The organism is Terriglobia bacterium (assembly GCA_032252755.1).
Taxonomy (GTDB): Bacteria; Acidobacteriota; Terriglobia; order Terriglobales; family Acidobacteriaceae; genus JAVUPY01.
In genome coordinates, this window is record JAVUPY010000016.1 from 38,171 (window position 1) to 49,785 (window position 11,615).

Consider the following 11,615-nt stretch of genomic DNA (forward strand, 5'->3'; position numbering starts at 1 on the left):
GAGACCTAAAGTGGGTAAGCCTGCTGATGCCCGTCTTCAATCCATTTTTCTATGCCGTATAGCCGGCCGGATCGACATAAATCGAGCAGCTGTTTCGTTTTGGACAGAGTCAGGGTTTCCGGCCTGAATTTATGATAGTGTGTCCCGGGAAGCGGGAGCAGATGACCGCCTGGAGCTTAATCGTGGTGCTTCAACCGGCGTCGCTAGGCAGGCTTTCGCCTCATTTGTACAGAGTTGTACCAAGGTCGCTGAGCTACTCGCGATGGCTTACGATTGTCCGTTACCAGGAAATGATATGGTGGCGGAAGGTCTGATTGATGAAAAGGGTCGTTTGGAAAAGCATGTAGTTATGCGAAGATGAGCGCCTCTTGAACTCTGTCCCAAAGCTCGCATCAGAAGACAGCGGAAGACGATGGACAGACCGCATTCAGCGGGCGTGTGAGTTAGAACAATCCTATCCTGAGGCGGCAGTCCTCCTGCATTTCTATGGAAATGTCCTGACGTTTCAACGCGGCATCGCTCGCGCGAGCCGTTGCCAGGTGAATCCAAGGCTGCCACTGCGCGAGCAGATCGATTTCGATGGGGCGCTGGAAGCGCTGCCGGAGCTACTCACCTTGGCCCTTCAATGCGGGCCGGAATTGTTGGCTGCAAAAGCGGAGACGCTGCGACAGATGGACCGTGATGATCGGTATGAATTATTCAGGTCAGCCCTATTCCCGTCTGATTCGCTGAATGATGGAGGTGGAACTTTCTTCGCTAGAACTTGTCTTCAGCCGATCGCGGAAAATCTCCAAATGCAGTTGCCGGGAGAAGCAAACTACTTCAAGAGCAGTTGTCCGGCATGCGGCGGGTATCCACAATTGGCGATTCTGCGTTCTGAGGGCGATGGTGGGCGGCGATCGTTGCTGTGCTCATTTTGCCTGCATGAATGGGTGTTCCGAAGAATTGTCTGCCCTTGTTGCGGCGAAGAGGACAAGGAGAAACTGCCTTATTACTCCACCGAAACCTGCAAGCATGTTCGCGTTCAGGGTTGTGACACCTGCCACCGCTATCTCAAAGTGGTGGACATGACCGTCGACGGGCATGCGGTTCCTCTCGTCGATGAAGCGGCCTTGGCTGTCCTGGATGTTTGGGCCAACGATCACGGCTACGCCAAAATAACCAGAAATCTGATAGGCCTTTAGCACATTTCGACAGCAGTCGACCGATTCTGTTGACAACCGATTTGCAGCGGGTGTACTTTTTCGGCGTTTCGGGAATTGCGCGGCAAGATTTGCGCGTAATTGTTGTCTGATTTGGGGCTGCGTAACTGACCGGAGGTATTCATGGACCTCTCGCGACGCTCCTTTCTCAAGACAGGCGTGGCAGGCGCAGTTGGAATTTCCGTCCTTGGCTTCGATCTCCAGCCGCTTTATGCGCAATCAGCAGCTTTGAAAATAGCGCGTACAACCGAGACCCGCAGCACCTGTCCGTATTGCTCTGTCAGTTGTGGAGTCATCATCCACACAATCGGTGATCGCGCAAAGAATGTGACCTCCCAGGTGGTGCATGTGGAGGGCGATCCCGACCATCCAATCAATCGCGGCACGCTGTGTCCGAAAGGGTCTTCGCTACTGCAGGACATCGTGAACGACCGGCGGCTGTTGAAACCGCAGGTGCGTCGTCCAGGATCGGATCATTGGGAGGATATCTCCTGGGATCAGGCTATCGATGAAATCGCCACCTGGACGAAGAAGACTCGTGATGCAACTTTCATTGAGAAAGACGCAAGCGGAAAGACCGTGAACCGCCTGGAGACCCTGGCCTTCGCCGGTGGTTGCACGGACACGAATGAATTCAACTTCCTGGTTGTGAAGGCCATGCGTGCGATGGGGGTGACGTGCCTGGAAAACCAGGCACGTGTTTGACACGGACCCACGGTCTCAAGTTTGGGACCAACTTTCGGACGCGGTGCGATGACCAACGGCTGGATCGACATCAAGAACACCGACATGATGTTGATCATGGGCGGTAATCCAGCTGAAAACCATCCGTGTGGTTTCAAGTGGGTGGTGGAAGCGAAGCGCGAGCGCAACGCCAAGGTCATCGTCGTGGATCCACGCTTCACGCGTACAGCCTCCCAGGCTGATCAGTTTCTCCAGATTCGGGTCGGATCCGACATCGCCTTCCTCGGCGGGATGATCAACTACGCGATCGAGAATAATCGCTTCAATCGCGACTATCTCGTCAACTATACGAACGCGGCGTTCATCATTAAGGAAGGCTTCCAGCTTCCCGAGGACGGCCTCTACTCAGGCTACTACGCCAACGCCAGGACCTACGATAAATCTACTTGGAACTATGAAAGCGGCGGACGCGTTATGGGAGTCGGGGTCCCCGCCCAAGGTCTGGCCGCCACGAAGGGGATAGGCGGTGGACCATTACCGCCGCCGGCATTGCCTCCTGATGTCGCTTACGACCCATCGTTACAGCACTCACGCTGTGTCTTCCAGTTGTTAAAGAAGCAATACTCGCGCTACACACCAGAAATGGTCGAGCGCATTACTGGTATCCCGAAAGACCAGGCCATCAAGGCTTGGGATACCTATACCTCGATCCGCAAAGACGGCGACATGAAGAAAGTCGGAACCGTCATCTACGCGGTCGGCTGGACACAACATTCATCGGGGACACAGACAATTCGAACGGCCGCAATGATCCAACTGCTCCTGGGCAACGTTGGCCGAGCTGGTGGTGGAGTCAATGCATTGCGCGGGCACTCGAACATACAGGGCGCAACCGATATGGCCGGTATCTTCGATATCCTGCCCGGTTATCTGAAGATGCCAACACCCGCCGACACGGACTTGAAGGCCTACTTGGCACGCACAACTCCGAAGCCGTCCAAACCGAAGGAGTGGGATTCGTTCAATTACTGGTCCAATACCCCAGCTTTCATGGTCTCATTCTTGAAAGCGATGTACGGAGATGCTGCGTCCAAGCAGAACGACTTCTGCTTCAACTGGCTTCCCAAGATCGACCGCGGGTATTCATGGGCCCAGATCTGGGATGACATGTACAACGGCAAGGTGAAGGGCATGATGTCATTCGGCATGAATGGTGTCATGATTGGCCCGAACGCTAAGAAGAATATTGCGGCCCTGAAGAAGGCCGACTTCCTCGTTGTCTGCGAGATCTATCCCGACGAAACCAGCGAATTCTGGCGAGCCCCAGGGACCACGCCGGAGGAGATAAAGAAGATCAACACGACTGTGTACCGAGTGCCGGGCGCCGGGTTCGCCGAGAAAGACGGCACCTTCGTGAACTCGGCCCGCTGGCTGCAGTGGAAATACGCGGCCGTTTCGCCGCCGGGCGACTGCAAGCTGGACCAGGAAGTTCTGGCGAGAATCTTCCTGAAGGTCCGCGAGAAGTATCAAAAAGAAGGCGGGAGGTTCCCTGATCCTATCCTGAAGATGTCTTGGACCTACACCAACCCTAATAATCCTTCCCTGGCCGAAGTTGCGAAGGAGATCAACGGCAGGGCCCTGTCAGACGTTACCGACAAGAAGACGAATGCAACCATCAAGGCCGGCCAGCAACTGCCGGGCTTCGCCTTCTTGCGCGATGACGGTAGTACGATGTCCGGAAATTGGCTGTATTGCGGATCGTGGACGGAGGCGGGGCCGATGTCACAGCGTCGCGGAATGGAAGACCCCTCCGGTCTGGGAATTTACCCGAACTGGGCGTGGTCGTGGCCGATGAACCGCCGTGTGCTCTACAACCGCGCCTCCTGCGATCTGGATGGTAAGCCCTGGGATACTGATCGCAAACAAGTCTGGTGGAACGAATCACAAGAGAAATGGGTCGGAAATGACGTCCCGGACTTCAAGCCAGATTCGAAGCCCAAGGACCACATGGGCCCGTTCATCATGAATCCGGAAGGCGTCGGCCGAATATTCGTCCCCATTGGCGCAGTTGCCGATGGTCCCTTCCCGGAGCACTACGAACCAGTCGAAAGCCCGATTGCGAACCCATTGCACCCGAACCAGTCCAGGAATCCGGTGGCGAAGACATTCAAATCGGGCATGGACAAGTATGGAACCGTGAATGAGGGTTTCAACATCATCTGCACGACGTACCGCCTCACTGAGCACTATCACTACTGGACGAAGAACAATCCGATGAACGTCGAACTGGTTCCGGAGCCATTCATCGAGATACCAGCCGAGCTTGCTGACCAGTTGGGCATTCGTGGCGGCGAGAAGATGAAGGTGACCAGCGCTCGAGCCGAATACATCGCCAAGGCCATGGTGACCAGGCGCATCAAGCCGATGATGATCGATGGTAAGAAGACATACCAAATCGGAATCCCGATTCACTGGGGTTACCGCGGCATCGCAGAGGACGAGGGAAAGACGGCGAAGACACCGGCAAACTTGCTTTCACCCGCTGTAATCGATCCGAATGCATATACGCCAGAATTCAAGGGCTTCCTTGTGAAGCTCGAGAAAGCGTAAAGGAGGCCTGAGATGAGCGATCGTGAGACGCTGCAAGTTCAAAGGATCTCGGGCCACCCCGGCCCGGTTCCCGGTGCTGGAACACAACGTGGGGAGAGGGTCTGCAAACTGATCGACACGACAACCTGCATCGGATGTAAAGCTTGCGAGGTCGCGTGCGTCGAGTGGAACGACATGCCGTTCCAACCAACGATGTTCGACAACACCTACCAGACGATGCCGGATACCCACTGGAATTATTGGAACCTCATCAAGTTCAATGAGGTGAGCAATAGCGACGGTTCGTTCCAGTGGCTGATGCGCAAGCACCAGTGCATGCACTGTGCCGACCCCGGTTGCATGGCCGCGTGTCCCGCTGACGGGGCGATCGTCCAATACCAGAATGGCATCGTCGATTTTCGGCAGGACAACTGCATCGGTTGCCAGTTTTGCGTTTCCGGCTGTCCGTTCAACGTCCCGAAATTCAACACTTCCACGAAAAAGGTCTACAAATGCACGCTCTGCTCGGATCGTGTAGGTCAGGGCCTCGAACCAGCCTGCATCAAGGCATGCCCTACTGGATGCCTCCACTTCGGAACGAAAGAAGACATGCTCATGCTCGCTAACAGGCGCGTGAAGCAACTGCAGGAGCATTCGGACTTCAAAGATGCGGGCGTCTACGATCCCCAGACTATTGGCGGCACCTCCGTCGTCTACGTGCTCCACGACGCCAAGAACCCGGAAAAGTATGGCGGCCTCCCTTCGAATCCGAGTATTCCACCGAGCTTTACGATTTGGAAAGACTGGTTCAAGCCCCTTGGTCTGATCGCGTCGATGGCGGTTTTCGCTGGTGTCATTCTCCATTACGTAACGGAAGGCCCGCGTCGAGTCCAACCGCAACCTCCGGTGAAGGAAATCGATGGCGGTGACGCGAGGAAGGAGAACTAGGTGGCGACACGAGCGCAGAACCTCAATCGCAAGCCGGACCACTTAATCAACCGCATTGGCGTGACTGTTGTCTACCAGGGCGAGCTGCTGCGCCATCGCGCCTACACTCGCTTCCTGCATTGGGGTTATGGGATTTTCTTCTTCCTGGCGTTGTTGTCGGGATTTGGCATTTACATGCCGTGGATATTCCGATGGTTCACCCCGCTGTTTGGCGGAGGTGCCATGACCCGCCTGTTGCATCCCTGGTTTGGACTGGGCTTTGTCTTCTTTTTTGGCCTTCAGGCACTCAACTGGGCTTCGGCAATGAAGTGGGGCGCGGGCGACACTCACTGGATACGACAACTAAGTGCCTATATAACTCATCGCGACGCCGTCGAGCCACCTGACGTGGGTTTCTTCAACGCCGGACAAAAGGTTCAGTTCTGGGAGATTGTCGGCGGGTCCATAGCCTATCTGGTCACTGGGATAATCATGTGGTTCCCCGAGATCTTCGGCCGTATCTTAGTCGCGATCAGTTATGTGATTCATGACATCTCTGCCCTGATCATGCTTGCAGGCATATTTGTCCATATCTATCTAAGCACTTTCGGCGAGCCGGGCACGATTCAGGCGATGACCCGCGGCACGGTGAGTGAACCGTGGGCATGGACTCATCATCCAGCTTGGTACAAAGATGTAACCGGACGAGAACCGAAGGAAGCCCTCGAAGAAGCGCGCCGTCAAATTGAGAGCCAGCGTTGACTCTCGCCAATCGACAGTCCCTCTGAGACCGGGCGCCTGCCGAACCCTGATCCCAGTGAGCTGTTTGAAGCGATTGAACTATGGGCGGGTCTGGTTGATAGGGGCCAAAGCTTCATGGGATGCTTTGCGCGAAATCAGCCCAAAGCCTTTGGCTCTCGCTGATTTCTGCAGAGCACGCAGCTCCATTTGGGACTGGGTGCCACGTTTTGTTCTATTCGCAAATTCTGCTAAAGCAAGTTCGTCCGCAAACTCGACACCGACAAATTGATAGCGGTGTGCATCACTGGCTACATGGCGAAACAGCGGGCCTGCCGCTTCTGGATGGTCGGAGCCCAGGAGGACGCGTCCGGAAGCTAATTCGAACTCTAAGCGAAGCAATCGGTTTTGACTCTCCTTCCCGAGCCGTTGAGCTGCTTCTATTTCCCTTTGAGCTTCGCCTTCCTTGCCTTGAGCAAGTAACGCGTCGACGAGCACGGTTGTGGCATTAAGTTCGTCGTCAGCTTGTCGATCCTCATGAAATTGTTCTCTGCACGCGCGCACCGCTGCTTCGGCGTTCTGAGCCTGACCTTCCTCAATGGCGAGTTTAGCCAGCGAGACGCGACTTTCGGCTGCATTCTGTTTTCTCCCGCTTGAGTCCTGAGCGCGAGTGCTTCTTCGTATCGCTTCCGTGCCAACGTAAGATCACCCCGATCCAAAGCGAGATCCCCCATTCCGCTTAGCACATATGCGGTTGCATCCTTATCTTCGATTTTCCGCGCAATAACTTCCGCTTGCTGGTACGCTGCCTCCGCTTTGTCGAGTTCGCCATTTTGTCGCCAGATGTCTCCCAGGCTGTCAAGGTTAAGTACCACACCTTCCTTGTCATCGACAGCTTGATATTCCGGAATGGACTCCTCCAACAGTTTTTTCGCTTCCATCAGATCGCCTTGGGAAATCCGATTATCAGCGAAATCACTGAGGGCGGTTGCAACGCCGTCCCTATTGCCAACCTGGCGGAATTTCTTCACCGCTTGCTGAAACATTTGTGCAGATTCTGCGAGATTGCCCTGCGCAAAATAGAGGGCCGCCAGATCGGTGCGCATCATGGCTTCGCCATTGGGATCCTTGGCTGCAAGCGAGCCTTTAAGGGCACTTCGACAGATTTCGATCGCTTCGGTGGATGCACCTACAGCGGGCTCCTGCTGACAGAGAATGCCGTACGTCCGACTGACAATCACCGGCGATCCTTGTGCGGTCGCCTTTTCGATGGCCAGATTCGCTGCGGCACGGGCCTTTGTAAAGTCTCTATTGATCCATGCGGAAGCCTCTGTCATATCAATTCGCGCATCGTCGCCCAGGGGCGGTGGAAGGTGTCGCAAAGCTGCTAACGTCTGCAGCGAGTCCGCCGCACTGAGATGCATCTGAGCCGAGGCGAATAAGAGACCATAATCCAGATTGTCTGGGAAAAGCCGGAACAGAGAGCGATACGTCTCAACAGCTTCTGGCCATTCTTCGATGGTCCTCTGATATTGTCCTTCGACCAGAAGCTGCTGTTCTTGTGACAGATGATTCGAGAGTTCCAGCGCCCGTCGAGCCTCCACACGAGCTTTGGCATCATAGCCGATGTGCCACCACACATCGGATAGAGCGGCGTGGGCAAGCGGGAAATCCGGGTCCGCAGCGATTGCTTTATTAAGTAAATCGCGTGCCGCAAAGTAATCGTATGCCCATAATCTTGCTCGACCTTCGGCATAGAGGCGGGCTGCCTTTTCGTTGGATGGAAGAGCTGCCCTCGTGGCAATTTCGATTCCCTCGGACGGTGCAGCTTCACCGAGACTTCGCCGTAGTTTGCCACCCAAATCAGCAACCAGGTTGAAGAGGTCGTTTTCGTCACCCGATACGGATTCCTCCGCGATAGTTTGCCCGCGAGCGGTGTCTTGAACGCGAACGTCAAGACGAATCCTCCGCTTGGGGTCGGCCGGAATCATCGTGTAGGAACCGACCACGACCACATCGGCGCCCGGATTGATCCGCAACTTCTGCCAAGTGGATTTGCTAAGTGAATCTTCGATACTGAGCGGCAGATCACTTTGGACCCGCGCCACATCCTCTCCCGGGACCATGCGGAGTTCTCCGCCTGCGGCCAGTTCTGTATTCAGCATTTCGCAGAAGGCCGAGGAGAGCCAGTTGTCCTCTGGACGGCCGGGCAAATTGCGGAAGCCAAGCACCGCGACCGAACGACGTACATGTATTCGCGGAATTGTGGTTCCGGCCCGGGCGGCGGTGGGAAGCGAAGCTCCATGCCGCGGGCGGACAGCATATAACACCATGCCAACCAGGAACAATATTAGAGCGGCTATGAACACCGAGTGCGTTGCCCGGTATGGATTGGGTTGGGATGCCGACACAGCTGGTGTCAGCGGAGTTGAGGTCGGGGAACCTGCTACGTGCGAGGTCTCGGCTTTGACGGGCGCAATGAACCGGTAGCCGCGCCGAGGAATTGTTTCGATGAATCTGGGATTGCTCGCATCGTCCCCGAGAGCTTCCCGTACCTTGAGTACCGCAACTCCCAAACTCTTATCGAATTCGACAAAGGTGTTCTGCACCCAAAGTCGCTTGCGAATCTCCTCTCGCGAAACGATCTGGCCCGCTCGTTCCACGAGCAATAGCAAGAGCTGGAAAGGTTGTTCTTGCACGCGCACGCGCACCGAATCACGCATCAGTGTGCCATCGCCCGGGTCAAGCACGTACAGGCCAAAACTGTAGCTGATTTCCGGGCTGGAAAAATCGTGTGTAGCCGGTGTCTTCATACGCCAGGCGAGAATTTTGAGCGTCGAGTTTAGCACGAAAACGGGCTAAGACGAGTTAGTCGGGGCCTGTAAGCCCCCAGAAAACAGAGAATTAGCGGTTAACGCACAATTCGTCCACAGTTGGTTTGCCAAATCTTCCAGTCGCGGGCCAAATACCTTCCGTTGCACCCTATCGACCGTTTAATCCTGAGGGGCAGAAATGAGTGCTTGCCAATCTTGCGGTGCCGTTTTAGCCGAGGGCACTCGCTTCTGTCAGACCTGTGGGTCACCGACAGAGCCCAAGACAGGTATCTCCACGTCTGCACTCGAGAGGCCGGCTACGGTCGCCGTCATGCCTCGGGACACGAGATCAAAGACGATGGATACGAATGTGGTGGGAACACTCACCTACCTCGCCGGCCTCGTGACGGGCATTGTCTTTCTCGTTCTGGAACCGTATAAGTCAAACTCTTTCGTTCGCTTTCACGCTTTCCAGTCGATCTTCTTCAACGTCGCTTGGGTCGCTTTTTGGATTGTCTGGATGATTCTCTCGGCTGTGCTAACACCTCTGACGGCCGGAGTCTTTAGCTTAATTGCTCTACCGCTGATGTTGATTTTCACGCTCGCAGGCTTTGGACTGTGGGTCTTCCTGATGTATCAGGCCTACCAGCAAAAACTTTTCAGGCTGCCGATCGTGGGCAGGTTCGCCGCAGAGTACGCCGGCGTAAGGCTGTGATGTCAGGTTGCTCGCGGCGAACGCGCCCACTGCGATGCCAATTCTCGACGCACAGCAAAGGGGTATGAACTTGAGCACGGTCAGTGCACCACCACGTTCGCTTGCAAACGCCCGCATCAGCTCGGAGCGGTCGTTCTTCTTCTCGATCACGGTGCTGATCTGCGCTGCCGTGTTCTACGGATTCGGTTCGGAATATGTGCGATTTCGAGCAGATTATTTTCCGTTTCCCAGTTTGCTTGTCTATATCCACGCAGCGCTCTTCTTCTCCTGGATACTACTTCTGTTGACGCAAGCGACTCTCGTTTCCGCAGGACAAGTAGCTTGGCATCGCCGTCTGGGGGTCGCGGGATTTTTTCTTCTCTGCTGCATGCCGATTGTCGCCGCGTTGACCGCCACGGCGGCCGTGGCGCATAACCGCGTGCCACCCGGATTCGGTGGCCCGTGGGTTTTCTACTACGACGCCATGGCATCGGTTTTGCTCGCGTTCCCAGGGCTCGCGTACTTCGCGCTTCGTTATCGGAATTCACCACAAACACACAAGCGACTCATCCTTCTCGCGACTCTGATTATCGGCGAGGCCGGTATTTTTCGTTGGCCTCTGCGCTGGATTCATGAGACGCCCTATCACGTCACGATGGTCATCTACTGCTTTCTCCTCTTGATTATCGTCTACGACTTCTTTTCTCGAAGACAAATTCATCCTGCAACCTTGTGGGGAGGCTTGTTTCTGATTCTTTACGAGGAGACGCAGAGCTTAATTGGCCATTCTCGAGTTTGGCACGGCGTTGCCTCTTGGATACTGACCTCGGCCTATGCCGAATTCGCCGAAAAAGACAAAGGCAGCCTTGAGCCGGGAAAGCTCGCCGACCTCGCCGTGCTTTCGCAGGACATCTTCACCGTGCCAGTGGGGGAATTACCCAAGACTGTCTCTGTTCTGACCATGGTGGGTGGACGTGTGGTGTACGATTCCGGTGCTTTGAACTGGGCCGAGAAAGAGTCTTTGCCGAAAGTGGGAGAGAAGGAATGAGAAGAGTGCGATTTGGTCGAACACGGAGCCGGTTTCTTGCAGGCGCCGCCATGCTGCTCTGTTTGCTGGAAATCAGCCTGTTGGTCTCAGCGAGTCCGCAGTCCAGTGACCAGGTTGGTCCCGGCTATGACATTGAGATGAGCCGCATGATCCCGATGCGAGACGGCGTCGAGCTTGAGGCGTGGATATTCAAACCCTCGCATCTCAAGACCAAGGCGCCGGCGGTACTGGAATTCACGCAATACGACATTGACGGCGGCCGGCAGCGTGACTTTGAGGAGTTTGCGCGGCGCGGTTATGTGTTTGTGCAGGTTTATGTGCGCGGCCGTGGCCGTTCGGGTGGGTTCAAGAGCGACAATCTTGGCCTGCAGGTCGGGCGTGACGGGCACGACACGGTCGAGTGGATCGCGCAGCAGCCGTGGAGTGATGGTCGCGTTGTCATGTACGGCGGATCCTTTTTGGGCATGACGCAGTGGCGTACAGCTGCTCAAAACCCTCCTCATCTCACCGCAATCGCCCCTTATGTTCCGATTTATCCCGGATGGGACGTACCCAACACGAACGGGATTCCACAAGCCTGGTCGGCAGTGATCATGGGGTACGTGTCCGGCCGTGCGCTCAACACCGATTTTGTCGCCAACGCTGCGTACTGGCAAGGAAAAATGCTCGAGCAGTACGCCGCTTATCGCCCATTTGCTGAATTGGATGAAGCTATCGGCATCGCGCAGGACGACTGGTGGATGACAGACGAACAAGGCCACAAGCTCTCCTTCATGAAGACGTGGCTCAACCATGTGGGCGACGAGGCTTTCAATCTGGCGGCCGAACCAAAACCGCGGGACTATGCGCGGATGAACTTCCCCGTTCTTACAGCGACGGGCTATTTCGATGATGACCAGCCGGGGGCGCTTCGCTATTAC

Annotated in this window: 9 protein-coding genes and 1 pseudogene; 7 read left to right on the forward strand and 3 right to left on the reverse strand. The window is 55.5% G+C overall.

All coding sequences use genetic code 11. The annotated features are described in order from the left end of the window. Positions 1-368 precede the first annotated feature (368 nt). From ROO76_02815 to ROO76_02830, 4 genes are all read left to right on the forward strand, one after another. Entirely contained in the window at positions 369-1,184 is an 816-nt protein-coding gene (locus tag ROO76_02815) for a formate dehydrogenase accessory protein FdhE (protein MDT8067077.1), read from the forward strand. 141 nt (positions 1,185-1,325) lie between these two features. Continuing rightward, positions 1,326-4,496, forward strand: coding sequence for a formate dehydrogenase-N subunit alpha (gene fdnG, locus ROO76_02820; protein MDT8067078.1), 3,171 nt, complete (start codon positions 1,326-1,328; stop codon positions 4,494-4,496). A gap of 12 nt (positions 4,497-4,508) precedes the next feature. After that, complete coding sequence (gene fdxH / locus ROO76_02825; protein ID MDT8067079.1) at positions 4,509-5,423, forward strand: formate dehydrogenase subunit beta; 915 nt, start codon at positions 4,509-4,511, stop codon at positions 5,421-5,423. Further along, a complete protein-coding gene (locus ROO76_02830; protein MDT8067080.1) occupies positions 5,424-6,164 on the forward strand; it encodes a formate dehydrogenase subunit gamma in 741 nt (246 codons plus the stop codon). Between the two features lie 78 nt (positions 6,165-6,242). Here ROO76_02830 and ROO76_02835 read toward each other — a convergent pair whose 3' ends face one another. The 3 genes and pseudogenes from ROO76_02835 to ROO76_02845 form a co-directional block, all read right to left on the reverse strand. Beyond that, positions 6,243-6,542, reverse strand: a complete 300-nt coding sequence (locus ROO76_02835; protein ID MDT8067081.1) for a hypothetical protein — start codon at positions 6,540-6,542, stop codon at positions 6,243-6,245. Positions 6,543-6,580: 38 nt separating this feature from the next. Beyond that, entirely contained in the window at positions 6,581-8,371 is a 1,791-nt protein-coding gene (locus ROO76_02840) for a tetratricopeptide repeat protein (GenBank protein MDT8067082.1), read from the reverse strand. A 261-nt stretch (positions 8,372-8,632) separates the two neighbouring features. Further along, a pseudogene (locus tag ROO76_02845) lies at positions 8,633-8,953 on the reverse strand (winged helix-turn-helix domain-containing protein). Between the two features lie 358 nt (positions 8,954-9,311). On the opposite strand from ROO76_02845, the gene ROO76_02850 reads away from it, so the two are divergent. From ROO76_02850 to ROO76_02860, 3 genes are all read left to right on the forward strand, one after another. Beyond that, positions 9,312-9,668 (forward strand): hypothetical protein, encoded by a 357-nt coding sequence (locus ROO76_02850; GenBank protein MDT8067083.1) that lies wholly within the window; start codon positions 9,312-9,314, stop codon positions 9,666-9,668. A gap of 64 nt (positions 9,669-9,732) precedes the next feature. Beyond that, entirely contained in the window at positions 9,733-10,695 is a 963-nt protein-coding gene (locus tag ROO76_02855; GenBank protein MDT8067084.1) for an amidohydrolase family protein, read from the forward strand. After that, a partial coding sequence (locus tag ROO76_02860) for a CocE/NonD family hydrolase (GenBank protein MDT8067085.1) occupies positions 10,692-11,615 on the forward strand: 924 nt, incomplete at its 3' end. The genes ROO76_02855 and ROO76_02860, both read left to right, overlap by 4 nt.